Annotated in this window: 17 protein-coding genes and 1 tRNA gene; 6 read left to right on the top strand and 12 right to left on the bottom strand. The window is 63.7% G+C overall.

Features of this window, described 5'->3' with window-relative positions:
- Positions 1-2 precede the first annotated feature (2 nt).
- Together JAO73_RS06790 and JAO73_RS06785 are read right to left on the bottom strand one after the other, a co-directional pair.
- Positions 3-1,178 (bottom strand): alginate lyase family protein, encoded by a 1,176-nt coding sequence (locus JAO73_RS06790; RefSeq protein ID WP_198976338.1) that lies wholly within the window; start codon positions 1,176-1,178, stop codon positions 3-5.
- Between the two features lie 299 nt (positions 1,179-1,477).
- Positions 1,478-4,306: a substrate-binding domain-containing protein gene (locus JAO73_RS06785; protein WP_198976337.1), complete on the bottom strand. Its 2,829-nt coding sequence runs from the start codon at positions 4,304-4,306 to the stop codon at positions 1,478-1,480.
- A 289-nt stretch (positions 4,307-4,595) separates the two neighbouring features.
- On the opposite strand from JAO73_RS06785, the gene gloA2 reads away from it, so the two are divergent.
- Positions 4,596-4,985 (top strand): SMU1112c/YaeR family gloxylase I-like metalloprotein, encoded by a 390-nt coding sequence (gene gloA2, locus JAO73_RS06780; RefSeq protein WP_198976336.1) that lies wholly within the window; start codon positions 4,596-4,598, stop codon positions 4,983-4,985.
- Between the two features lie 49 nt (positions 4,986-5,034).
- On the opposite strand, the gene JAO73_RS06775 is transcribed toward gloA2, so the two are convergent.
- The 3 genes from JAO73_RS06775 to JAO73_RS06765 form a co-directional block, all read right to left on the bottom strand.
- Complete coding sequence (locus JAO73_RS06775; protein WP_198976335.1) at positions 5,035-6,087, bottom strand: sugar phosphate isomerase/epimerase family protein; 1,053 nt, start codon at positions 6,085-6,087, stop codon at positions 5,035-5,037.
- 6 nt (positions 6,088-6,093) lie between these two features.
- Positions 6,094-7,251, bottom strand: coding sequence for a Gfo/Idh/MocA family protein (locus JAO73_RS06770; protein ID WP_198976334.1), 1,158 nt, complete (start codon positions 7,249-7,251; stop codon positions 6,094-6,096).
- A gap of 521 nt (positions 7,252-7,772) precedes the next feature.
- Positions 7,773-7,847: transfer RNA gene (locus JAO73_RS06765), tRNA-Val, on the bottom strand.
- A 191-nt stretch (positions 7,848-8,038) separates the two neighbouring features.
- On the opposite strand from JAO73_RS06765, the gene JAO73_RS06760 reads away from it, so the two are divergent.
- From JAO73_RS06760 to JAO73_RS06750, 3 genes are all read left to right on the top strand, one after another.
- Complete coding sequence (locus tag JAO73_RS06760) at positions 8,039-8,662, top strand: outer membrane beta-barrel protein (protein WP_198976333.1); 624 nt, start codon at positions 8,039-8,041, stop codon at positions 8,660-8,662.
- A gap of 143 nt (positions 8,663-8,805) precedes the next feature.
- Entirely contained in the window at positions 8,806-9,489 is a 684-nt protein-coding gene (locus JAO73_RS06755) for a porin family protein (protein WP_198976332.1), read from the top strand.
- Between the two features lie 44 nt (positions 9,490-9,533).
- On the top strand, positions 9,534-10,037 hold the full coding sequence (locus tag JAO73_RS06750) for a DUF6992 family protein (RefSeq protein WP_198976331.1): 504 nt from the start codon (positions 9,534-9,536) through the stop codon (positions 10,035-10,037).
- Positions 10,038-10,141: 104 nt separating this feature from the next.
- On the opposite strand, the gene JAO73_RS06745 is transcribed toward JAO73_RS06750, so the two are convergent.
- The 3 genes from JAO73_RS06745 to JAO73_RS06735 form a co-directional block, all read right to left on the bottom strand.
- Positions 10,142-10,852: a hypothetical protein gene (locus JAO73_RS06745; RefSeq protein WP_198976330.1), complete on the bottom strand. Its 711-nt coding sequence runs from the start codon at positions 10,850-10,852 to the stop codon at positions 10,142-10,144.
- Positions 10,853-11,649: 797 nt separating this feature from the next.
- The gene (locus tag JAO73_RS06740; protein WP_198976329.1) at positions 11,650-12,768 is read right to left on the bottom strand and encodes a hypothetical protein; all 1,119 of its coding nucleotides are present in this window, start codon (positions 12,766-12,768) and stop codon (positions 11,650-11,652) included.
- Positions 12,765-13,814, bottom strand: a complete 1,050-nt coding sequence (locus tag JAO73_RS06735) for a metallopeptidase domain-containing protein (protein WP_198976328.1) — start codon at positions 13,812-13,814, stop codon at positions 12,765-12,767. Before JAO73_RS06735 ends, JAO73_RS06740 begins: the two co-directional genes overlap by 4 nt.
- Positions 13,815-14,839: 1,025 nt before the next feature.
- Between JAO73_RS06735 and JAO73_RS06730 the strand changes: the two genes are divergently transcribed.
- Complete coding sequence (locus JAO73_RS06730; RefSeq protein WP_198976327.1) at positions 14,840-16,012, top strand: serine aminopeptidase domain-containing protein; 1,173 nt, start codon at positions 14,840-14,842, stop codon at positions 16,010-16,012.
- A 235-nt stretch (positions 16,013-16,247) separates the two neighbouring features.
- Here the strand turns inward: JAO73_RS06730 and JAO73_RS06725 are convergent, their stop codons facing one another.
- From JAO73_RS06725 to JAO73_RS06710, 4 genes are all read right to left on the bottom strand, one after another.
- Positions 16,248-16,826, bottom strand: a complete 579-nt coding sequence (locus JAO73_RS06725) for a type 1 glutamine amidotransferase domain-containing protein (RefSeq protein WP_198976326.1) — start codon at positions 16,824-16,826, stop codon at positions 16,248-16,250.
- 96 nt (positions 16,827-16,922) lie between these two features.
- Positions 16,923-18,788, bottom strand: a complete 1,866-nt coding sequence (locus tag JAO73_RS06720) for a PAS domain-containing sensor histidine kinase (protein ID WP_198976325.1) — start codon at positions 18,786-18,788, stop codon at positions 16,923-16,925.
- Positions 18,789-18,850: 62 nt separating this feature from the next.
- Entirely contained in the window at positions 18,851-19,303 is a 453-nt protein-coding gene (locus tag JAO73_RS06715; protein WP_198976324.1) for a BLUF domain-containing protein, read from the bottom strand.
- Positions 19,304-19,643: 340 nt separating this feature from the next.
- Positions 19,644-21,989, bottom strand: a complete 2,346-nt coding sequence (locus tag JAO73_RS06710; RefSeq protein WP_198976323.1) for a mechanosensitive ion channel family protein — start codon at positions 21,987-21,989, stop codon at positions 19,644-19,646.
- A gap of 346 nt (positions 21,990-22,335) precedes the next feature.
- On the opposite strand from JAO73_RS06710, the gene JAO73_RS06705 reads away from it, so the two are divergent.
- Positions 22,336-24,207, top strand: a complete 1,872-nt coding sequence (locus tag JAO73_RS06705) for a M1 family metallopeptidase (protein WP_233168724.1) — start codon at positions 22,336-22,338, stop codon at positions 24,205-24,207.
- Positions 24,208-24,249 lie beyond the last annotated feature (42 nt).

Genomic DNA, 24,249 nt, shown 5'->3' with positions numbered 1-24,249 from the left:
CGCTACAAGGTCCAGGGGCGCCGCACGTTGTCCGGATACAGCGCAAAGACCTTGTCGGCGGCCAAATCAGGGTAATGTTGGCCAGCCTTGTCGTAGAGCAGCAACGCGGTGTGGTTGCTGATGGGCGCCACGTCGGCGCGTTCCATTTGTTTCTCTTTCAGTAAATAGGGCTTCAGCCAGGCCACGCCGGCGTGCAGGCCGCGGCCGTCGGGCAAGGCGTAGTTCCAGAGGTCGACGTTGACTTTTTCGCCCAGCCGGGCCAAGCGCACCCAGCCCAGCATGTTCATGGTCACGTAGTTCCAGGGGCGGGTGCGGGCCAGCTCCAGGGGCTGCGCGCCGTCGGGCTGCAACTGCGTAGCAATGCGCGCCTTGGTCTGGGTTTCGAGCACCTTGCGGGCCAGGGCTTCGTCGCCGGTGAAGAGGGCAAAATCCACTACCTCCGAGTCCCAAAAAGTGCCGTGGTTGTTTTCCACCTTGCCTTCGGCCGAGCCCAGCGGGCTGGTCTGGGCCCAGGCGGTAAACTGCCGGAACCAGTCCTGCAAGCCGCTCACCAGCTTGGTGTCAATGCTTTTGCTGGCGCTCATCAAGGCCAGCGCATCGGGAATTTCCACGAGGTTGCGGGTTTCAATCATGCCGTAGCAGCGGCCCGTGTACAGGCCCGGAATGGCCTGCGCAAAGTTCAGGTTGGGGTTCATGCGCGTGGCCGGGTCCAGGAAAAACCCGCGCAACTGCCTGGCGGCCTGCACCGCGTACTTCTCCTCACCGGTGAAGTAGTAGGCCACGGCCAGCTTTTTCACGTCGCTGGTCATGTCCAGCATGTGGTCCTCGTCGGTGAAAGCAGCCGCTTCGGGGTTGCGCAGGCCGTCGCGGTTGATGTAGGGCTTGCCGTCGGGCTTGGTGGGGTCGGGCCAGCTGTAGGGCGCCTGCGACATGTAGTCGTGCTTGTTGCCGGTGGGGGGCGTCTGCGTTTTGTCGACGATGGTGTACGGGCCGTGCGTCAGGGCCTTTTGGGCATCGGCCACGGCGGCCTGCACCTGTTTGGTCTCGGCCGGGCTGCCTTTCTGATAAGCCGCTTTGTAAGCGGCCATCTGGGCGCCGTCGAGCAGAATAAACGCCGGACGGCCGCCCTGCTGCGCGCGGGCCTCAACCGTCCCCAAGCCCACAACCAAGACCGCCACTCCGCACCGAACCAGCAATTTGCGCATCATAAAAACAGGAGTTGTAAACAGTCCATTTGAGCCGAAGCAATGCAAAGTTCAGTGCCTAAAACCAGGCACCCTTTCTCATTTTTAACAGCGCGTGTTCACCTGATGCTTTTTCCATTGTTGCCTGAAAATGAAAAGGATAAAAAATAAAAAACCGAGCCCCGTGAGGGCTCGGTTTCATTTTTAGTGCACGTCTGTCACAATCCTTTTAGTGCGGTTTTATTGTCCGAACGATGTAAGGACGGGGTCATATCCGGCGGGGCTTGCCCTCGCTACCCCTTCAAATGCGGCACATGCCGGGTGCGGTACTCCGAGGGCGACAGCTGGTAGCGCGCCCGGAAGCTGCTGGAGAAGTACGACGGCGTGGAAAAGCCCAGCTCATACGCGACGTCCGTGATGGAGCGCGAGTCGTCGAGCAGCAGTTCGCCGGCCTTGTCCAGGCGCTGGCCTTGGATGAATTCGATGACCCCGGTGCCCAGCACGGCTTTCACCTTGCGGTAGAGCTGCATGCGCGTCAGGCCCAGGTAGCGGGCCACGTCTTCCACGCCGAGGTTGGTGTCGCTCAAGTGGGTTTGGACGGTGGCGGTGAGGTCGGCCACGAATTTCTGGTCGGGCGTGGGCGCGGCTTCGTCTAGCCGGAACTCGCGGCGGAAGTGGGCGCGCTGGCGGGCGCGGTTGGCCAGCAGGGTGCGCACGCTTTCGAGCAGAAAGGTCGGGTTGAAGGGTTTGGTGAGGTAGAGGTCGGCCCCGGCCTGCACGCCTTCCACCTGCTGCTCGGCGGCGCCGCGGGCCGTGAGCAGCACCACCGGGATGTGCGAGGTGCGCCAGTCGGCCCGTAGCTGGGCCACCACTTCCAGGCCGCTGAGGCCGGGCATCATCACGTCGCACACTACCAGGTCCGGAATCAACTCGGTGGCCAGCCGGAAGCCCGTGTGGCCATCGGCGGCGCTTTGCACCCGGAAATTGCCGCCCAGCTTGCGGGTCAGAAATTCGTTTACTTCCTGGTTGTCTTCGATGACGAGCACCAGCGTGTCGCTTTCCGCCTTGGCAGCCGCCGTTGCTTCCGGGCCGAAGTCAAGCAAAACCTCTTCGGACGCGTTTAGCACGGCCGCCGAGAGCTCTGTGCTGTTATCGGCGGGGTTATCGGCGCGCAACTCTGCTGGCAGCTCCCGTGGCACTGTCACGGTGAAGATGCTGCCCCGGCCCGGCAAGCTACTGAACGTCAGCTGTCCTTGGTGCAGGCGCACCAGCCCGTGCGCCAGCGCCAGACCAATGCCCGAGCCTTTGGCCACGGTTCCTTGGCTGCCTTGGTAAAACCACTCGAAGATGTGGGCCTGGTCCTGCTCGCTGATGCCGCGGCCCGTGTCGGCGATGCTCACCTGCAGGGCCCGGCCGCCGTCGGCCGGCTGCACGCTGATGGTAATGGTGCCCTGGTCGGGCGTGAATTTGACGGCGTTCGACAACAGGTTGAAGAACACCTTGTCCAGCAAGTTGCCGTCGAACCACGCGGTTAATTTCGGTTCCGCGCTCAGCAGGCGCAGGTCCACGCCGCGCAGGCGGGCCGGCTTTTCAAACACTTCCACAATCTCGCGCACGAAGGCCACCAAGTCGCCCTCCGTGGCGCGCACGGCCATTTTCCCGACTTCAATTTTCCGAAAATCCAGCAGTTGGTTCACCAGTTGCAGCAGCCGCTGGGTGTTGCGGCGCACCAGGGTCAGGTCCTGCCGCTGGCTGCCCGTCAGGTCGGGGCCGCTGGTGAGCAGTTCTTCCACCGGCCCCATGATGAGGGTAAGCGGGGTGCGCAGTTCGTGCGAGAAGTTGGTGAAGAAGCGCAGCTTGGCTTCGGTGTCGGCGCGCGACTGCTCGGCCAGCACTTCCAATTGGTTGCGCTGGGCGCTGATTTCCTCGTTCTGCTGCAGCAGCTGCCGGTTGATGCGGTCGTTTTCCTCGTTCTGCCTAATCAGCTCGTGGTTGATGCGGTCGTACTCGGCGTTGCGGCTGGCCAGCTCGCGGTTGATTTTGTCGTTCTCGGCGTTTTGCAAGGCCAGCTGGCGGTTAATCTGGCGGTTTTTGCGGGCCGAGCGCCAAGCCACCGCGCCCAGCGCCAGCGCCCCCAGCAGCGAGGCCAGCAGCCCGTACAGCGCTGTTTGCTGCGTAGCGTAAGTGGCCAGCAGGTGCTGCATCAGGCCCTGCTGCCGCTCAATGTCGCGCTGCTGGCTCACCATCTTATCAATCTGCTGCCGCATGGTCACCGCGTTGGTCGAGTCGATGACCATCGTACCCAAAATGGTTTCCCGCTTGAAGGGCTGCTGGGCGAGAATTTTTACGGCCGTGCGGATGGCGTCCTCGCCGGCCGGCGGGTATAGCAGCGAGGCCGTGAGCGCCCGCTGTTGCACTAAGCCCGGCTGCAGCCCATCTACGCCGATAATGCGCACCTTTTTGGTAAGACCGAGCTTCCGCAACACCGCCGCCGCGCCAAGCCCCATTTCATCGTTGTGCGCAAAAATGACCGACACCTCCGGATGGGCTTTCAGCGCCGCCGTGAGCAAGGGCTGCAAGGCGGTGCGGTCCCAATTGCCATGCACCTGCGCGGCCAAATGCATGTTGGGAAACGCCGCCAGGCCCTGTGCAAAGCCCAGGTGCCGGTTGGCCGTGGTCGAGGCATTCACGCCGCCCAGAATTTCCAACACATTCCCGTGCTCTTTTAACAAGCGCGCCGCGTAGCGCGCCGCCGTCTGCCCCACTTCGAGGTTGTTGCCGCCCACAAAAGCAGTGTATTGCTCGGAGGTAATGCGCCGGTCGAGCAGCACCACCGGAATGCCGCGCTGGTAGGCTTCTTCCACGGCCGGCGTCACGGGCCCCGCCTCTTGGGGCGACACGATGAGCAGGTCGATGCCGCCGCGTACCAATTCCCGAATTTGCTCCTGCTGCCGCTGGCTGTTGTCGTGCGCGTCGAGCATGCGCAGCTGCATTTCGGGATGGAAACTCAGTTCCCGCTCCATGCCGGCGAGCACCGCTTGCCGCCAAGTGCCGCCGGTGCTGCACTGCGAAAATCCGATGCGGTACGACGGGCGCGCCGCGGGCCCGCTGCAGGCACTCAACAACAGAAAAACAGGCGCCAGGCACGCGGAGGCGCGAGAAAATAGTTTTGTAATCACAAGGATATAAAGATTGGGCCCAGGGTGGGATGGAAGGCGCAACCTTTCAAATATACACAGCAGAATAGTCGTCCATCGAAACCCGTCTTACCCACTCAGCCATTCCGGCGTAGGGCGTGTTTGGATTCGGCTAAAACCAGAACGTCGTGCTGACTGAATTTTTCTGTTCCTATTCGGATAAGCGCCGACCAAGGTGGTTCTTTGAGCCTTCCTACACCACCTTCCCGGCCCTATGTCCCCCATCCTTGGCTTGCACCACGTCGCCATCATCTGCGCCGATTACGCCGTTTCGAAGCACTTTTACACCACTATTCTGGGGCTAGAGGTGCTGGCCGAAACCCACCGAGTTGAGCGCGACTCTTATAAGTTGGACCTGGCCGTGCGGGGCCACTACCTCATCGAACTGTTCTCCTTCCCTAGCCCGCCGCCGCGCCCCAGCTACCCCGAAGCCGCTGGCCTGCGCCACCTCGCCTTCGCCGTGGCCGACCTGCCGGCCGCCATGCAGTGGCTGGAGCAACACGCGGTGCCCTGCGAGCCCATGCGCGTCGACGACCTGACGGGCCGGCGCTTCACCTTCTTTGCCGACCCCGACGGCTTGCCGCTGGAATTCTACGAGGTGTAGTAGCCGCCACATCAGGCCCGCCAGCGTCCTCACCTCCGCGTGGGCAGGGCTAGATACCCAAAACCGTGTCGTTTAGCGCGGCATCGCGGCCGGATGCGGCGAAGTCGTCGAAGGCCTTATCGGTGACCCGGATGATGTGGTCGCGGATGAATGCGGCGCCTTCGCGGGCGCCGTCCTCGGGGTGCTTGAGGGCGCATTCCCACTCCAGCACGGCCCAGCCGGGGAAGTCGTACTGCGCCATCTTGCTGAAAACAGCTTTGAAATCGACCTGCCCGTCGCCGAGCGAGCGAAAGCGGCCGGCCCGGTCCATCCAGTTCTGGTAGCCGCCGTACACGCCCTGCCGGCCCGTGGGGTTAAACTCCGCGTCCTTGACGTGGAACATCCGGATGCGGTCGTGGTAGATGTCGAGGTAGGCCAGGTAGTCGAGGCATTGCAGCACGAAATGCGAAGGGTCGTAGAGCAGGCAGGCGCGCGGGTGCTGGCCCACTTTCTCCAGAAACAACTCATAGCTGCTGCCGTCGTGCAGGTCCTCGCCGGGGTGCACCTCGTAGCACAAGTCCACCCCGCACGCATCAAACACGTTCAGAATGGGCGTCCAGCGCCGGGCCAGCTCCGTAAAGCCGGCTTCTACCAGGCCGGCCGGGCGCTGGGGCCACGGGTACACCATGGGCCAGAGCAGCCCCCCGCTGAAGGTGGCGTGGGCGTTCAAGCCTAAGTTCTTCGACGCCTGCGCTGCGTACTTGAGCTGCTGCACGGCCCATTCCTGGCGGGCCGGTGGGTTGTTGCGGTACGCCGCGGGCGCAAAGCCGTCGAAAAGCTGGTCGTACACCGGGTTGACGGCCACGAGCTGCCCCTGCAAATGCGTGGACAGCTCCGTGATTTCCAGCCCGGCCGCGTGCACGATGCCCTTGATTTCATCGGCGTAGGTTTGGCTTTCGGCGGCTTTTTGCAGGTCGATAAACCGACTGTCTAGCGTGGGCAGCTGCACGCCTTTAAATCCCAGACTGGCGGCCCAGGCACAGATGCTTTCAAGGCTATTGAACGGAGCCTCGTCGCTAATGAACTGAGCCAGGAAAATGGCGGGGCCTTTGATGGTTTTCATGAGCGGCTAGACGGTAAAATCGGTCCACTTCTTATCGGAACGGCCCGAGGCAATGACGTTTTCGATGAAGGCCATGCCCCGCACGCCATCCGCAATGCCCGGATAATCGAGCACTTCCGGCGCGGGCGTCCGGCCTTCAAGGTCGGCCCAGATGGCCAGCGCGAAATTGCGGTAAAGGTTGGCAAAGGCTTCGAGGTAGCCCTCGGGGTGGCCGGCGGGCGTGCGGGTGCTGTGCTGCGCGAAGGAACTGAGGTAGCCGCCCCCCGTGCGCCAGATTTCGGCCGGGCCGTGCAGCGGTTTCAGCAGCAGCGTGTTGGCGTCGGCCTGCTGCCATTCCAGCCCCCCGAGCTCCCCGTAGGCCCGGATGCGCACGTTGTTTTCCTCGCCGGCCGCTACCTGCGTGGCCAGGAGCACCGCGCTGGCTCCGCCCGCCAGCTTCAGCAGCACGGCGCCGTCGTCGTCGAGCCGGCGGCCCGGCACCACGGTATTGAGGTCGGCGCAGAGCTGCTCCACCGGCAGGCCGCCCACGTATTCGAGCAGGTTGAAGGCGTGGGTGCCGATGTCGCCCATGGCCCCGGCCAGGCCGCTGCGGGCGGGGTCGGTGCGCCAGGCGGCTTGCTTGTTGCCGGCTTCGCCTTCGGCGAACTCGCTCAGCCAGCCCTGCGGATACTCCACGTACAGCTTGCGCAGGCGGCCCAACCGGCCGGCCCGGATGAGCTGCCGGGCTTCCTTCACCATGGGGTAGCCGGTGTAGGTGTGCGTGAGGCAGAAGCGCTTGCCGGAAGCGGCCACCACCCGCGCCAGCTCCCGGGCTTCGGCCAGGGAGAAGGTCATCGGCTTGTCCAGAATAACGTGGAATCCGTGCTCCAGGGCCAGCTTGGCGGGAGCAAAGTGCAGGTGGTTCGGCGTCACGATGCTGATAACCTGCACCCGCTCGGCCTCGGGCCGCTGGCTTTCCTGAACCATGAGGTCGGTATAAGACGAGTACACGCGGCCGGGGGCCAGGCCCAGCAGCACGCCCGTGGCCCGCGAGCTAGCGGGGTTGCTGCTAAAGGCTCCGGCCGTGAGCTCGTAGAGCCCATCGAGCCGGGCCGCCATGCGGTGCACGCCTCCAATAAACGCGCCCTGGCCCCCGCCAATCATTCCAAGTCGTAGTTTCATCATGAATGAAAGTAGCGCGCTGCCCGGGTTTCTCCACCATCTGCAAGGTGTTCCCGGTGGGCCGGGCCTAGCTCCGAAGCGTGAAACTGGAAACCGAGCGGTTGGGAACGCTGCCATGGCCCCTGACAACGAAGCCCTCGTGACCCCAACCTTGAAACACGGTAGCACACGCTGGGCACCTGGGGGCCGGCCCCCTCGCGCGTGGTGCGTTGGCAAAGCAGCGAAGTGTGGAGGAGCATCAAGGGTTGCCCTCCGAAGTACAAACTGCCGAAGGCTGCTGTAGCTAACTGATGCGCTTTTTCGCACCATCTGTTTTCAGCAAATACTTGCCCGAAAATTTGAGGACGAAGCACCTCTACACGGTCAGTTTTCCTTCCGGAAAGTCAATCCTGCCCTTTTTTACTCAAGCAGTTCATGTCTTCTCCCAAGCAGCTGATGCGGGGGGATTGATTCTGTGTAAAGACGAACGAGGTGAGGCCAATCCATAAAAAAGCCCTCACTGCGCATTGCAGCAAGGGCTTTTGTGAGGCGTAATGGGCTCGAACCATCGACCTCCACCGTGTCAGGGTGGCGCTCTGAACCAACTGAGCTAACACCCCGGAATAAGCCCGCCCGGTGGGCGGCGCTGCCCCAAAGGTAAGGCCCGGCGACCGGCGCCGCACACCGGGCGGCCATTTTTTTGGCCGGACTGCCCAGCCTCGGCAACTTTCTGGGCCCGGTAAAGTATAGGGGCAAGCGGGAATAGTCATCTTCCCGAGCTTTTGCTTTCCCTTACCCCTTTCTTTCACTCATGAAAAAGCTTTTTCTGTTTCTGCTGCTCGCCGTGGCCTCTGCACCGGCTGCTTTTGCCCAGGCAGCGCCGGGCGGCGCGCTTTCCTCGAAGGACTACACCGGCGGCGCCACCACCGAATCGGGCAACACCGGCTTCGGCGTAAAGGGCGGCTATAACCTGGCCAACGTGTACGGCGACGACGCCGGCTCGGGCCGCAGCAGCTCCAACACCTTCCACGCGGGCCTTTACGGGCAGTTCGGGTTCAACGACTTCTCTTCCATTCAGGTAGAAGCGCTGTACTCGCGCCAAGGCACCAAGTTCACCGACGGCGTCGACAACCTGCGACTGGACTATCTGTCGGTGCCGGTGCTCTACGTGGGCAACATCACCGACGCCTTCAGCTTCCACATCGGCCCGCAGGCTTCGGTGCTGACCAAGGTGGTGTCGGGCGGCAAAGACCTCGACATCAACGACAACGGCTTCAAGAGCTTCGACCTGTCGGGCGTGGGCGGCTTGGAATACCGCCTCGGCCCGGCCCGTCTGGGCGCCCGCTACAACCTGGGCCTGACCAAGATTGTCAAAGACGCCAAGGTGTACAACAACGTGTTCCAGGTGTACTTGGGCTTCGGCTTCACGCAATAAGGCCCTGCGGCTGCTTTGCGTTTGGCTTGCCAAAAAAGGAGGTTCCGGGAGGAACCTCCTTTTTTGGTGATGGGGCCGGCCGCACGGGCAACTTTGGGCGCAAACGGCCGTTTGCTATGAGGCCATTTTACCTTCTACTTGTCATGAAAAAAGCCTTATTCGTACTTGCGCTGGCCCTGGCGGCCGCGCCCGCCGTGCGCGCCCAGCAGGGCCCCGGCGTGGGCTCCTCCACCGATTACGCCGCCAGCGACGGCACCGAGTCGCGCAACACCGGCTTCGGCATCAAGGGCGGCTACAACCTGGCCAGCATCCAGGGCGCGGGCGCCGATTTATTCACCAACCGCGACAATCTCAAGGATTTCCACGCTGGCGTGTACGGGCAGTTTGGCTTCAACAACTTCGCCTCGCTGATGGTGGAGCTGCTGTACTCGCGCAAAGGCTACCGCACCGACTACCTGGGCACCGCCACCCGCGACACCCGCCTCGACTACCTGGAGTTGCCCATCCTGTTTGTGGGCAACCTCACCGAAACCCTCAGCATTCACGTGGGCCCGCAGGTGTCGCTGCTCACCAACGTGCGCGACGGCGACGCCACCGTGAGCATTTCCGACCGGGGCTACAACAGCCTCGACTACGGCGCCATTGCCGGCGCCGAAGCCCGCCTGGGCTTTGCCAAGCTGGGCGCCCGCTTCGACTGGAGCCTGGGCAAAATCTACAAAGACGGCACCGTGCTGCAGTACAACAGCAAGTCCGGCGCCACCGTGGCCGACAACAACATCCGCAACCAGGTGTTTCAGGTGTACCTGGGCCTCGGCTTTAAGCACTAGCGGCCTTGGCGCCGGCCTGGGTTTCTCATTTGCTGTAGCCCCCTATGTTTCTTGCGCTCGATGTGGCGGCCGTGCACCAGGCCCGCGAGGCCCTGCTGGGCCGGGGCCTGGCTGTGCTGGCCGCTTGGGTGCTGCTCAACCTGCTGGTGAGCGGCCATTTCCTTTCGCGCGCCGACAAGCGCCGGCCCGCTTACTACTTCCACGGCATGAACGTGGGCTGGGCGCTGGTGAACGGCCTGCTGGCCGCCTGGGGCATCTACCACCTGCAGCCCACCGCACCGGCCGGCCTGCGCCTGGCCGACGTGGTGCAGGCCCAGCTCTTCAACGAAAACCTTTTCCTCTTTAATGCCGGCCTGGATGTGGCCTACGTGATGGCCGGCTACTACCTGCGCGCCCGCGCCGCCCTGCCCGACGAACCCCACTCGGCCCGCCTGCTGGGCTTTGGCCGCTCGCTGGGGCTGCAAGGTGGCTTTTTGCTGGTGTTTGATGCGGTGATTTGGGGCTGGCTGCACTGGCAGGGCCGCGGGTGGCTGCCGTGGCTGCAGTAGCAGGCCGGCACCTGCTTTCCCTCGGCCTCATTCCGAATGCAACGAAAACGCCCCGCCGAAGCCGGCGGGGCGTTGCTGTTCGGGAGCCGGTACCAGCACCTGCCTCACTCGCGCAGCAGGCGCACGAGGTAGCGGCGGCCGTCGGCCTGCTCGTAGCGCAGCAGGTAGAGGCCGGGCGGGCGCCCGGCCAGCTCCACGGTGGCCTGCCGAGCGCCGGGGGCCACGGGCTGGGCGCCTAGGTAGCGGCCCAGCCCGTCGTGGAGCACCAGCCGCCCGCCCGCCGTGGCCGCCGGCAGCGCCACGGTGGCCCGGGCAGCGGGCCCGCTCACGGGGTTGGGGTAGGCCTGCAGCGGGGCCGCCGTCGCGCTGGCCGGCGCGGCGGCCAGCGGCCGGAAGCCGTCGTAGAGCCCCAGCAGCAGGTCGGAGCCGCCCCGCGGGCCGGCCGTGGTGTAGCCGCTAAACACGAGGCCGCGCCCGTTGGGCGCCAGCAGCGCCGAGCGGGCGTAATTGTCGCCGGCCCGAAACAGCATGGTGTCGCTCACCAGGCGCCCGGCGCCGGTGAAGCGCACCAGGTGAATCTGGTTGCTGCTGCCGCCCGCCCCGCCGGTCTGAAGCTCAGAGTCGCCCACCAGCAGCAGGCTGCCCTGCGCGTCTTCCACAATGGCACGCGCATCCCAGCTGCGGTTGGCGTAGCGGTTGGGCGCCACCGTGCGCCAAATGGTGTCGCCGGTGGGCGTGATTTTGGTCAGGCTCTGCCGACGGCCCATGGCGATGTTGCCATCGCGTTCTACTGCGGCGGTTGGGTAGTTATCCAAGGCATAAAGTCCATCGCGCCTTTTAAACTGCACCAATGTTCCGTTAGCAGCATTGAATAGTAAATATCCTTTTACCCCATTGGTATTTCCTCCTAATGTTCCTTCGATGAGCATTGTGACACTGCTCGCCGAAACCGTGGGGTCGCTATATAATCTGTTTGGCAGGTCCAGGCCCGAAGTTGTCAAAAAATTGCTGAGATTAAACGACCACATGACGCTCCCTGTTGCGCTATTAACCTTATACAGATTTACCGTTGAAACAACATAGGGAGGTCCCGTTAAGTAGTCGCTGTCAATTCGTAAGAACAAATAGTGACCATCTGCTGCAATGACTGCCGGTTGAGCCGAACTTTGACCGGTAGCACCCAATTGAAGCAAGGGACGGTAAGTGCGAGTCCAGAGCGTGTCGCCGGAAGAATTTATCTTTACAGCAAAGCCCGTCTGGTTGCCTCTTCCGTTTTCGTAACCGGTTAACAACAGGTTGCCATTGGCGTCGGCCACCGCCCCTGAAAGAGTTGGTAATAGCGCATAAGGCGGCGAGACGCGTTTGGTCCACAGCGTGTCGCCCACGGCATTGGTGCGCACTAGGTAGATGCGGCTGGCAAAGCCGTTGGCGTAGGGCTGCTGCCCGGCGAGTAGGTAGCCCCCGCCGGGCATGGGCACGGCGTAGCCGCCGGTTTCGTTGGCCGTGGTGCCGTAGGCTCGCAGCCAGGGCAGCGCCTGCGCCCGCACCCCCAGGGGCAGGCACAGCAGAAAAAACAGGAAGTAGCGCATGGCGAAAGAAAAGTAAGCGGCCCTTATCGTACCTCTACCCGCTGCGTGCGGGCCGGGGCAGCCGGCCCGTGCGTGACGAGCAAATACACCCCCGGCGCCAGCCCGGTCAGGGTATTGCCGCGGGGCTCCACCCGTCCCTGCCGCACAACGTGGCCCTGCAAATCGGTGAACTGGTACCGATAGCCTGCCCGCGACGCGGGAGCCGTGGCCGCCGGCCAGGAAAAGCTGGCCGCGCCCGTGCCCGGATTGGGAAACACCACCGGCTGGGAAGCCCGCAGGCTGGTGCCATCGATGACGGTTCCGTCGTTGCGCACAATGAGCTGGCTGCCGGTGCGCAGCACCAGGCCGCCGTTGTCTTCCAGGTCGTTGCGGTCGGCAACGCTGATGGTGGTGCCCGCCTGGGCTTCCAACCGGGCACCGCTGGGGTCGAGCACCACCCGGGCACCATCTTCCAGGTAGAGCGTGGTGCCGGCGCCCGTCAGGCGCAGCACGCCGCCGTTGGCTACGCCCAGGCTGGTGCCGGTGCCGAGCCGCAGCTCGGTGTCGTTCACGAAATCGCCGTGCGGGCCCGGCGTTTCGCGCTGCGGGGTGGCGCTGCGGTCCAGGGTCAGGGTGGCCCCGTCGAGGTAGATTTCGCGTCCGGCCGTGGCCCCGGGCACCGGGAAGGTTTGCAGGGTACCGGTCCAGCGGGTGTCGTGCGTCACGGCGGTGTTGTCGTAGCGCACCTGCAGCGTGAGGTCGCCCGAGGCGGCATCGTAGCCGGTTATTTCCACCGACAAGCCGCTGAGCGGAATGACCGACTGCCGCTCGTTGGCCGGGTCGTAGGTCTGGTGCGGAATAATCATGGGGTTGGTGTCGAGCGCGTACCGAAACCCGACCGTGCGGGTGCCCACGTGCGGGCCAAACAGGCCGTCCGTAATCAGGTCATCGACTACAAACAAGGGGGTAAATTCGTTGCCTACGGTCATGTCGGCATTGCCTGTGCCGGAGTCGTAGCGAATTCGCCCATCGCCGTCGCGGTTTCCCCGAATGCTGGTGATTTCGCTGTGCCCGCCGGTGGCGTTGTTGTGCAGCACGGGCGGGCCGGTGTTTTCGCGTAGCTGGTAGTTGTAGGTCGGGTTGCCGTGCAAATGGTTGTTCACCGTGTAAAGGGGCCAGAGGGACGGTAATCGAAGTTGCCTTCGGCCGACACCACCCGCAGCCCGTTCACCTGAGCGTTGTTGAAGGGGCCAACAAAAGAGGTGCGGCTGGGGCTCATGTTCTCTACCATGGCCAGCAGGCCCTGCGGCGCTGGCAGGTAAGCGTTGCCGTCGGGCGCCAGCACGTAGCCGTTGCGCCGGTCCAGCGGCCCGTTTTTGGCCCGGTTTTCCAGCCACAGGTACTGGTTGGTGTTGGGTAGCTCCAGGCGCATCACGTCGCCGGTGGTCACGTAGTCGCGCAGCACGTAGGTGCCGTTGGGCGCAAGCCGGCCCGGCCCGATGTCGCTGCTGACCTGCCCCGGGCTGGTTTTCAGCTCCGTCCAGCCCAGGTACCAGCGCTCCCAGGCGGCGGCCGAAAACGAGGTGGCCGCGTTCTGCATCATGCTCCAGCCCAGGGTGCCGTAGTAGTGGTTGCCGGTGGTGCTGTTGGCGCCCAGCACGTGCGGCGCGCCGTAGAGGGTATGCGCCAGCTCGTGCAGCACCGAGGGCCACCCCAGGGTGCTGCCCGCCTGGCAGTGCCCGGTGGTGATGGCGTAGGCAGGATGGCTGGCATTGGCCGGAATCGTGACCGGGAACACGCCCGCCACGCCGTCGTCTTTCCGGATGGAGGGATGACAGCCCACGCGAAAGCAGAAAATAACGTAGTCCAATTCGCCGTCGGGGCCGGTGGTGCTGTTGTCATAGCCGAAACCCGGGTTGTTGGTGCGCTGGTCGTACTGGCCCCAATTGAAAGTTGGAAACTGCGCGTGGGCGGCACTAATGGCATCTTGCGCGTACCCCGAAAAGTCCCCGAAGGCCCGGCCGCTCGCCGGAACGTTTACCCGCTTCGGCAGGGTGCCGAAGGTGACTTTCAACGGATTGGGAGAAGTGCGCGACATCTGGTAGAGGAAGTTGGACACGCTCTGGTCGGTAGCGCCCAAGCTGAACTGGGCGGGATTGGTGTAGCAAACGTCGGTGTAATTGGCTGGGAAAGTTTCGCCTTCACTCATACCACTTCCCGTTGCCGCAAGTTGCGACCACTCTGGTGAAGAATAGCTACTACAATTTCCCCTAGGAATTGGACCTATATCCTCCGTAAACCCTACAAAAACAATCAGTATTTTGAGGCTTCCTTGAGGGGTGAAAGCCCCGCCAAAGGTTGAGCTGGGAGTTACTACAGCCGGGCCGGCCAAGCCCTTGCCCTTACTCGGTGCCTGGGTAGGGGTGGGAGTGCCCGGTGCCTGCAGCTGGCCGGGGGCCACGGGCCGTTTTACCCAGGCAGGGTAGCAATTGGTTGTGGGCGCAAACGGCCAGGCGGCCGGTTCGTCGGCCTGTGCCCGGGCGCTGGTGGCCCCGCCCAGGGCCAGCAGCAGCATAAACGCCCAGCGGGCCAGCGCACGCCAAGATAAGGAGGGGTAAGCGTATTTCATAAGCGAACAAGTAGAAAAAGAGATGAACAAAGCGTTGCAAAACGCGGCACCGACGGCAAAAAATCAACGTTTTCTCATAGGCAAGCAGATTGGGTGAATGCAGGGATGAAACAGCTGCACCGGCGTACGGCAGCGCGGCCCGGGCATCGCAGGGGCTGCGCAAGCAAGACTGGCAACCGGAGACCGGCAGGCAGAATGTGACGTTGACCCAACCTATCATGGGACCGGCGCATCGCCGAAGGCAAACGGGTTGGTAGAGAACCGAATAACCGGACGAAATGCCCGGCAAAGCAGCCCAGCCGCAGCGGTGGAAAACACCGTGGCCCAGACGCTTGAATATAGCCTTACAAAAATTGAACTGCCAACTCTGGAGCAATTACGGTGGCAACGTTTTGCCGTTTGCGCAATCCCATAATGAGAATCAAAACCCGATATGGGAAAAACTTCGTACATTCTCGGCTGGAAAATGAAGCCGTAAGTCGACAAAAACCCCTGGTTCGGCTTATAAAAACCTGTCGCCTTTGCACACGGCCGAATTTTGCGCACGCTGTTTCGCCCACAAATGGGAATAGCAGCTTCTGTTGCCCGCTGCCAAACCGTTTATTATGCGCCCATTCGTACTTGCCCTCGCCGCCTTCTGCATTTTACTTGGTTTCGACTCATCGGCGAAGCCCCTTGACCGCGTAGAGGCCGTGGCCGTGACCAGCCCCGCCGGCGGCGTGCGCCTCAACGGCCTGCTACGCCTGCCCTCGGGCCCCGGCCCGTTTCCGGCCGCGGTGCTGCTGCCCGAGCGCGGCGCCGATGCCAGCGGCCCTCATTCGCCCAACAGCGAAATGATGAACGGGCTCGCCGACTACCTGGTGAGCCAGGGCGTGGCCGTGCTGCGCCTCAAGGAGCGGGGCCACGGCGGCTCGGGCGGTTCGGCGGCCACCACCACCCTGGCCGAGCGCTCGGCCGACGCCATTGCGGCGCTGAATTTCCTGCGCACCCGTGCCCAGATTGACGTGACGCGCCTCGGCCTCATCGGCCACGGCGAAGGTGCCAACGTGGCATTGCTGGCCGGCGCCCAGCCGCTGGCGCCCACGTTTGTGGTGGCGGTAGCCGCGGCCGGCGTGCCGGGCCGCGAGCTGCTGGCCACCCAGCCGGTGATGTACGGCAAGGTGCTGGGCAACGACACCACCGACCTGGCCCGCCAGCACCAGTATGAGCGCGCCCTGCGCGCCGCCGAGCAGGAGGCGGCCAAACTGCGCGCCCACGGCTCCAACGCCGCCCAGGTGCAAACCTACCTCGACCAGCAGCGCCTGCGCCAGAAAGCCGCCATGCGCCGCGACGAGGAAAACCTCGTCAAGCACCAGCGGGCCATGCTGGAAATCGTGCGCCAAACCCCCGACAACAGCCAGGCCCAAGCCATTCTAAGCAACATGCTGCGCCAGCGCTACCCCGGCATTGCCCCGGCCGACGTGCAAACCACCGTGCAAACCCTCACCACGCCCGCCTACCGCAGCTTCCTGAGCTTCGACCCGCAGCCTGCGCTGCCGGAGGTGAAGTGCCCCGTGCTGCTGCTGCAGGGCGAGGCCGACCGTGAGGTAAACGCGGCCCTCAACCTGACGGCCCTGCGCAAAGGCCTGCGGGCCAACGCCAAAGTGGCTGAAATGCGCTACCCCAACCTCAACCACACCCTGCAGTTTGCCAGCGACTCGCCCGCCGAAGCCGCCGCTGCGGCCTTCAATCCCGATACGCCGGCCGATATCTACAAGTGGATTGTGAGCCAGAAATAGGTTGGCAGAATACGTCTGTCATTGCGAGGCCGCAGGCCGTGGCAAACGAAGTTCGGCATTGCTAATTTTTTCTGTTAAGACCAGTCACGCTCTTCAACCAAAAAGCCCCGGCACTGCGCAGTGCCGGGGCTTCTTATTGGGTTTGTCACTTCGTAAGGCTGTTCGCTGAGAACAGGACGGCTGGCCGCGCTTCACTGCGTTTCGCTCGCAATGACAGGTCGGGCCTCGTCGCTCCTTAGCTATTGCCGCCGTGCTGGGGCTCCAGCATCTCTTCTACAATTTTCTTGTTGAAGGCGGGAATGTCTTCGGGCTTGCGGCTGGTGATGAGGCCGTGGTCGGTCACCACTTCGGAATCTTCCCACAGGGCGCCGGCATTTTTGAGGTCGGTGTGCACGCTGGGCCAGCTCGTGACGCGCTTGCCGCGCACCACGTCGGCCTCCACCAGCAGCCAGGGGCCGTGGCAAATGGCGGCCAGCACCTTGCCCGAGCCGGCAAATTCCTTCACGAAGGCCACCACGTCTTTGTTGACGCGCAGAATGTCGGGGTTCATCTGGCCGCCGGGCAGCACCAGGGCGTCATAGTCGGCTGGGCGGGCGTCGGTGATGACTTTGTCGACGTCGACCTTGCTGCCCCAGTCTTTCTTGGGGCCGTCCCAGCCCTTAATGGAACCGCTTTTGAGGGAGATGACGTGGGTTTCGGCGCCCTCGCCTTCGAGGTATTTCTTGGGTTCGTCGAGTTCGGCTTGCTCGAAGCCGTCGGTGGCAATGATGGCAATTTTCTTGCCCTTGAGTTTGTCGCTGCTGAAAAGGCTCATGGTGTTATTGGAAAGTAAAAAACAGAAAAGGGCCGGGAGTGCTCCCGGCCCTTTTCTGTACGCCCTGCGCCGCGTTTAGTTAAGCAAGATTATGGCTTAGGCTTCGAACCAGTGCACCGTGAAGGTGGTGCCCTGGCCCACGGTGCTGGTCACGTCGAGGTGGCCGCCGCGGCTGGACACAATGCGCTGCACCAGGTACATGCCCACGCCCGCGCCCGCAATGTGCGGGTGCTGCCGCGCAAACGGCTGAAACACCGGCGCCGGGCGGCCCGGCAGCTCCATGCCCAAGCCGTTGTCTTGCACGGTAAGAATGGGCTGGCCGGCATCGGTGAGGGCGCTGCGCACCACAATGTGCGGCGGCCGGCCGGGGTCGGCAAACTTGAGGGCGTTGCTGAACAGGTTGTGCAGGATGCTGCGCAGGTTGGCGCGGCCGTAAGTGAGCGTGGGCGCGGCCGAAAAATCGAGTTCTACCACCGCGTCGGCCTCCTGCACCTGGGCGCGTAGGCCCAGCAGCACCTCGTCGGCCACGCTGCGCAGGTCCAGGGTTTCGACGGGTGCTGAGAGGCCGCGCTGGTCCTGCACGGTGGCGGCCAGCTCCTGCAGGGTAGTGTCGAGCTGGCCGAGGGCCTCGTCTACCATGTGCACGATTTGGCCTTCCTGCGGGTCATCGAAGGACGCGCTGCGGCGCAACTCCTCAAACAAGCCGCGCAGGTTGAGCACGGGCTGCTTGAGGTCGTGCGAGGCCGTGTACACGAAGGTGTCGAGGTCGCGGTTGGTGCGGGCCAGCTCGTCGTACTGGGTTTGCAGCACTTCGCGCAGGCGGTGCTGGTCGTCCACGTCGGTGCAGGCGCCAAACCAGCGCGGGCCGCGCTCGTCGGCGAGCTGCCGCGCCCGGATGATGTGCCAGCGGTAGCGCCCGTCGTGCCGCCGCATCCGAAACAGGCCCTCGTAGGGCTGGCCCGAGGCAATGCTTTGCACCCAGCGGCGCGCGGCGCCGGCCTGCTCGCTGGGGTCGAGCAGGTTTATCCAGCCGGTGGGGCCCAGTTCCTCCTTGGTCAGGCCCGAATACTCGGCCGTGTATTCGTTGTAGTAGTCGATGAAGCCCTCGGCCGTGGCCGTCCAGATGAGCTCCGGAATGCTGTCGGCCAGAAAGCGCAGCTCGGCTTCGCCGCGGCGCAGGGCTTCGGCCAGCTCGCGCTGGTCGTGAATTTCGGTGAGCGCGCCGTGCCAGAACACGGCCTGGTCGGGGGCGTGCAACTCGGGCAGGGCGCGGCTCAGCAGCCAGCGGTACTGGCCGTCGTGGCGGCGCAGGCGGTACTCGTAGCTCCAGCCAATGCCGGCGGCCCGGGCCGAATCGGACTGGTAAAGCACGCGCAGCCGGTCGTCGGGGTGAATGAGCAGCGGCCAGATGGCGTTCAGGTCGGCCGTGGGCGGCTGGCCCGTGAAGTAGTACCACTGCGGGCTCACGTACTCGTACTTGCCGGCGGCATCCACCGTGAAGGTGATTTGGGGCACGGTTTCGGTGAGCACCCGCAGGCGCGTGTCGAGGCGGCGGGTTTCGATGGACAGCTGGTGGGCGCGCTGCCGGGACTCTTCTTGCGCGGTCACGTCCACGGCAAAAAGGAGCAGGCCGCTCACGGGGGCATCGCCTTCGCGCACAGGCTCTAAGGCAATGTCGAAGTAGCGCGGCGTGGGCTTTTCGCCGTCAGTGCCGGGCAGGGGGATGCAGTAGGCCTTGGCCACGTAGGGCCGGCCCGACTGGAATACCTGCTGCATCACCTCCAACAAATCGGCCGGAATGGTGCCGGGGTGCTCGGCCACGGGCTGGCCTTCCTGCACGGGGCCGCCCAGCACAAGCTGCATGGCCTCGTTCACGAAGCCGAAGCGCAGGGCTTCGCCCTGCAGCGTGGCCACGCCGGCCGGAATGCGCCGGAGGACGTCTTGCAGCTGTTGCTCACGCATGGCCCAACGCGGAGTAAGAAGGAGAATGGGCGGGACGCCGGCGCTGGTTCAGCGCAGTGGGATTACGCATGCGCTGGCTCCGATTCAGTCGGGGCCGCATCGGCGCCAAACACGGCCAGGCGCACCAAATCGACAAGCATGGCGTCGGCAATGCTGAGGGTGCTGGGGGGCGGCGGCACGTGCTGGGGCAGCAGGAAGCCCTGCAAGGCCTCGAAGCCGCTGGGCTCGAGCGGGTGGAAAGCCATGGACCAGTCTTCGAAGCTGCGGGCGGCAATGGGCTTGTCGACGAGCTTCACCACGTTGGAGTGGCGGCCGTCGCGCGCGATGACCTCGAACAGCGGTTCCAGCACCTCGGCTTCGCCCTCGATGAGCTGCGCAATGTTGCCGTGGCTGTAAAAGAGCACGCCCGTTACGTGGCGCGCCGCGTTGTCGCGGCGGCACTGGTCGAGCAGCGCCTGCAAGTCCTGGTCGGAGAGCGGACGCACGGCCCGGCTCATGTAAACAATGTGTATCATCTTCAATAACAGAGCGCCCGCCTTCATAGCTCAGGAAAAGACGGGACAGGGTAAGCAGCGCACTAGTACGAGCGAAGTCCTTAGGGGTTATTCGCTTTCAGGAAAGCAACGCGACTAAGGACTGTGCTAGGTAAGGCGGGGCGTAAAAATAAGTCAGTTTTGACTTTTTGCGCTGCGCAGAAAGAATCGGCCCAATTCTTCGGGCCTGCCGGGCCGGGCTTAGTGCCTGAATGGTGGCCTCTGGCCTCAACAATTGCGGGGATTGGACGAGTCGGAGCTACCAAGCGTCGAGTGGGGACACCTGGGCCTGCGACGCTTGCCAAACCAATGGCGGCCACCCCTACCCTAGCTGCAAGCCCTGGGCCTGAAACCGCCGGTAAATGCCCGCCAGAATCTCGCTTTTCGTGAGCTGCTCCTGCCGGATGTTGGTAATCCAGAACAGCACCTTCAGTTCGTACACCTGCCCGTTGATGCTGCTGAGCAGGATTTCGGGCGGCAGGTTGTGCAGCGTGTAGGGGCTGTTTTTGATTTCTTCCTGAATGAGCTCGCGGGCCGTTTGCAGGTTGGCTTGCAGGTCGGCCTCAGGTGCCGTGGCCGTCATTTTCAGCGACAGGTCCACGCGAATGTGGTCGTTGGTGCGCGTCCAGTTGATGACATGGCCGGAGAGCAGGTCGCCGTTCGGCACGATGATTTCGGAACCCGTGAGCGAGAGCAGCTTGCTGGAACGAATGCCGATGTCCTGCACCCGCCCCGATTTGCCGGCCACTTCGATGAAGTCGCCCACGTGGAAGGGCCGCTCAAAAATCAGGATGATGCCCGACACCAGGTTGTTCACGATGCTTTGCAGGCCCAGGCCGATGCCCACGCTCAGGGCCCCGAACACGATGGCGATTTTGCTCAGCGGCAGGCCCGTGGCGGCCGTGGCCAGCGCAAACCCGATGAGCACCAGCAACAGCCGCAGCGCCACCAGCCACGAGCCCCGTTGGCGCGAGTCGACGCTGTCGGCCTCGCCCACGTCGCCGAAGAAATAGCCGATGTAGCGCTGCAACTGGGCCGAAATGAACAGAATCACGAAGAAAAGCAGGATGTTACCGTAGGTGAATTCGGTGCTGCCCAGCAGGCGCGGGGCGGTCAGGAAGTGCTCGGCGGCACCGTAGATGGCGTTGTACAGGTTGAGGTTGGAAGTGAACACCACCAGCCACAGCGCCCCGGCCAGCACCGTGAGCAGACGCATGAGCTGGGGCTCAATTTTGTCGTAGTCGAAGTGAACCGCGCTGCCCGCGGCGTTGCGGCTGCACAACATCTGCAAGTGAAACGCTTCCGTGAACAGCTCAATAAACACCGCCAGCCCGATGCCCTGCGTCAGCCCAAAAATGCCCGCCGTGCTGAACATCTTCGCCAGGCTCAGCCGGCCAACCACGTTGCACACTATGGCCAGGGCATTGAGCGCCACAAACAGCCCCGCCACCGGGACCAGAAACCGCAGCTTCTCCAGCGTCTGCCGCAGGCGCCACAGCAGCCACGCGCCAATGCCCACGGCCAGCGCATTGAGCCCCAGCAGCCCCCAGCGCGCCGCTAGGCCGGTGGCGGCGTTGGCATTGGTGATGCCCAGCCACACAAAAAATGCCACCAGCCCCAGCCACGCCAGAAACAGCCGCCGCGGCCAGCTCCGGGCAAATACCGCCGTGAGCGCCACCAGCAAGAGCAGTTGCAGCAGCGCCAGGTAGATGGGCGGCGGGTGCAGCTCCAGGGCCGGCGCCAGGCTGAACATCACCACCAGCGTGGCCGCCACCGGCCCCGGCCGCAGGTAGCGGAAGGGCTCGGTGATGACCAAGCCTTCCTTTTTGGCCCGCCGGTAGTTGAACGTGACCCAGCCGTAGAACACCAGCCCAATCAGGGCCATGTAGGCCCAGTTGTCCCAGTTGTTGGCGAAGTAGAAGCCGATGATTTGGCGGCGGTACTGGCCGGCCTTGCGCGCTTTGGGGTCGGCGGGTGCCTTGGGGGTGGCGCCGGCTTCCCACAGCGGCGGGTAGTTGGCCTTGGCGGTGGTGCGGCCGTAGCGGCGCATCTGGTCGCCCACCTCGTCCTGCAGCTCCATGCCCTGGATGTAGCTGGCGGCCACCTGCGTTTGCAGCTGCTTTACCTTGGTGAGGCGCTTGGTGAGCAGGCCGGCTATGCGCTGCTGCCGCGCCTGCAGGGCCGAATCGGAGCGCTCCAGCGCCAGGGCGGTGGCGTCGGGGCGCAGGGCGCGGGGCCGCGCCGGGGGCAGGCGCTTGAGGCGCGTCTGCATCTCCGCGAGCTGCTTGTTGGCCACGCCCAGGGCCGCCCGCCACTCCGCCAGCTGGTCCTGCATGCTGACGAGCATGAGCTGGCACATCTGCAGCTGCTTGATGTCGACCACCTCGCCCTTTTGCTTCACCGTGTATTGAATGGCCTTAAGGTTTTCCACCATGTCCGGCAGGTCTTCGGCCAGGCCGCGGGTATCGAACACCTTGCGCACTTGCCCCGAAATGCCACTGAGCGTGGTGTAGCCCACCTCCAGCCGATAAGAATCGTCGCGGACGGTTGTGGTGTCCACGGCCATCGTGTCTTCCTTGGCAGTGGTTGTTTGCGCCGCGACCGGGGCCAGTACCAACAGCCCCAGCAGCAGCGAAAGAATCGCGCGCAACGCGAGGAGCTGGCTCAAGAAATGGAACGACCTGGCGACAGCCGGTATGGGATTGAAAACGAGCATTACAAAAGCATTGAACAGGAAAAGTACGTCCCGCGGGACTGAAAAGCCCATCCATAAAAGAAGCGAAGGACGCAGCGTTGCCTCGCGCCGCCGAACCGGAGGATTCCATCGACCAAGGCGTTTGCCTTTTGCTTTGCAAGGGAGCCTTTCGATAGTAGCGCGGACTCTGCGGGTCCGCGCATGGCGGTGCAGTCGCGGCGCGGACCCGCAGAGCCCGCGCTACAACTGCGCCCATCCGCGCCATCTTTGCCCCGCATCACGTGCAACGCCCACCCTTCCCCTGCCGTCTGTCCCTGCTATGATGAAACCCCTGCTTACGCTCTTGCTGCTTGCCGGCTTGGCCGAAACCGCGGCCGCGCAAACCCAGCCACTCTACATGCCCCGCGACATTCAGCGGGCTTTCCAGAAAGGCACCCGCGCCGTGGACGGCCGCCCCGGTCCCAACTACTGGCAAAACCGCGCCCGCTACGACATCACGGTGACGGCTGCCCCGCCGGCCCGCGACATCCGCGGCCGCGAAACCATCACCTACTTCAACAACAGCCCCGACACGCTGCGCCAGGTGGTGATGCGCCTCATCATGAACATACACCGGCCCGGTGTGGCCCGCGACGGTGACGCCTCGCCCGACTACCTCACCACCGGGCTCGTCATCGACAGCCTGCAAGTGGCGGGGCAGTTGCGCCCGCTGCCGCCCGGCCAGGGCACCGGTACCGTTCAGGGCGTGCGGCTGCCCAAGGCGCTGGCCCCGCACGACTCGGTGAAATTCGCCATTGCCTGGCACTACCCCGTTTCGGTGGAAAGCGGCCGCGAGGGCATGATTGACCCCACCACGTACTTCCTGGCCTACTTCTACCCGCGCATTGCGGTGTACGACGACTACGCCGGCTGGGACCGGCTGCCCTTTGTGGACAGCAAGGAGTTCTACAACGATTTCAACGACTACACCCTGCGCGTGAAGGCCCCGGCCAACTACATTGTGTGGGCCACCGGCACGCTGCAAAACCCCGACCAGGTGCTGCAGAAAGCCGCCGCCAAGCGCCTGAAGCAGTCGATGACCAGCGACAAGGTGATTCACGTGGCCACGGCCGCCGATTTGGCTAAGAAAAGCATCACTGCCCAGCAGGCCCTGAACACGTGGGTGTGGACCGCGAAAGACATTTCGGACGTGACCGTGGGCCTGAGCGACCATTACGTGTGGGACGCCGCCAGCGTGGTGGTGGATGCCAAAGCCAAGCGCCGGGCCAGCATGCAAGCCGCCTACGCCGACTCCACGGTGGACTTCCGCGAGTCGGTGAAGAACGGGCAGTACGCCCTGGGCTGGTTCTCGAACCCCAACAACTGGCCCGGCATCCCCTACCCCTTCCCCAAGATGACGGCCTTCCAGGGCTTTGCCGACATGGAATACCCCATGATGGTGAACGACAGCCCGCAGAAGGACCCCAAGTTTGCGCAGTTTGTGCAGGACCACGAAATCGCGCACACGTATTTCCCCTTCTACATGGGCATCAACGAGAGCCGCTACGCCTACATGGACGAGGGCTGGGCCACTACGTTTGAGCGCCTCATCAACACCGCCGAAAACGGCGCCGCCACCGCCGACGAGTTCTACAAGCAGTTCCGGGTGAGCCGCTGGATAAACGACCGCAGCACCGCCGAGGACCTGCCCATCATCACGCCCAGCAGCGAGCTGCGCGCGGGCTACGGCAACAACGCCTACGGCAAACCCTCGCTCAGCTATTTTGCCCTGAAAGACATGCTCGGCGATGCCCTGTTTAAGAAAAGCCTGCACGAGTACATGGCCCGTTGGCACGGCAAGCACCCCATTCCGTGGGACTACTTCAACTCGATGAGCAGCGCCTCGGGCCAGGACCTGACCTGGTTTTTCCAGAACTGGTTTTTCACCAACTACTACATCGACCTGGCCGTGGGCGCCGTGAGTGGCACCAGCCTCACGGTACAAAACATCGGCGGTTTCGCCGTGCCGTTCGACGTGAACGTGGAATACACCGACGGCACCAAGGCCACGCTGCACCAGTCGCCGGCCGTGTGGCAGGCCAACCAGCGCCAGGCCACCATCGCCCTGCCCAAAGCCCCCAAAACCGTGGCTTTGCAAGGCGGCATCTTCATGGATGCCAACGAGAAAGACAACACCTGGGCGCAGCGCTAGCCGCTGCAGCAGCCCCCAAAATCCGGTAACAATTTCATAACA

Origin of the sequence: Hymenobacter miniatus (assembly GCF_016427455.1) — a bacterium.
GTDB classification, from domain to species: domain Bacteria; phylum Bacteroidota; class Bacteroidia; order Cytophagales; family Hymenobacteraceae; genus Hymenobacter; species Hymenobacter armeniacus.
This window is presented reverse-complemented; position numbering and strand designations above follow the sequence as displayed.

What these genes read in the sequence shown, in the direction of transcription:
- JAO73_RS06720 (WP_198976325.1), bottom strand. Translation starts at nt 18,788, where the DNA reads ATGCGTGAGCAACAGCTGCAAGACGTCCTCCGGCGCATTCCGGCCGGC.
- JAO73_RS06755 (WP_198976332.1), top strand. Translation starts at nt 8,806, where the DNA reads ATGAAAAAAGCCTTATTCGTACTTGCGCTGGCCCTGGCGGCCGCGCCC.
- JAO73_RS06730 (WP_198976327.1), top strand. Translation starts at nt 14,840, where the DNA reads ATGCGCCCATTCGTACTTGCCCTCGCCGCCTTCTGCATTTTACTTGGT.
- JAO73_RS06760 (WP_198976333.1), top strand. Translation starts at nt 8,039, where the DNA reads ATGAAAAAGCTTTTTCTGTTTCTGCTGCTCGCCGTGGCCTCTGCACCG.
- JAO73_RS06715 (WP_198976324.1), bottom strand. Translation starts at nt 19,303, where the DNA reads ATGATACACATTGTTTACATGAGCCGGGCCGTGCGTCCGCTCTCCGAC.
- gloA2 (WP_198976336.1), top strand. Translation starts at nt 4,596, where the DNA reads ATGTCCCCCATCCTTGGCTTGCACCACGTCGCCATCATCTGCGCCGAT.
- JAO73_RS06735 (WP_198976328.1), bottom strand. Translation starts at nt 13,814, where the DNA reads ATGAGTGAAGGCGAAACTTTCCCAGCCAATTACACCGACGTTTGCTAC.
- JAO73_RS06775 (WP_198976335.1), bottom strand. Translation starts at nt 6,087, where the DNA reads ATGAAAACCATCAAAGGCCCCGCCATTTTCCTGGCTCAGTTCATTAGC.
- JAO73_RS06705 (WP_233168724.1), top strand. Translation starts at nt 22,336, where the DNA reads ATGATGAAACCCCTGCTTACGCTCTTGCTGCTTGCCGGCTTGGCCGAA.
- JAO73_RS06770 (WP_198976334.1), bottom strand. Translation starts at nt 7,251, where the DNA reads ATGATGAAACTACGACTTGGAATGATTGGCGGGGGCCAGGGCGCGTTT.
- JAO73_RS06725 (WP_198976326.1), bottom strand. Translation starts at nt 16,826, where the DNA reads ATGAGCCTTTTCAGCAGCGACAAACTCAAGGGCAAGAAAATTGCCATC.
- JAO73_RS06750 (WP_198976331.1), top strand. Translation starts at nt 9,534, where the DNA reads ATGTTTCTTGCGCTCGATGTGGCGGCCGTGCACCAGGCCCGCGAGGCC.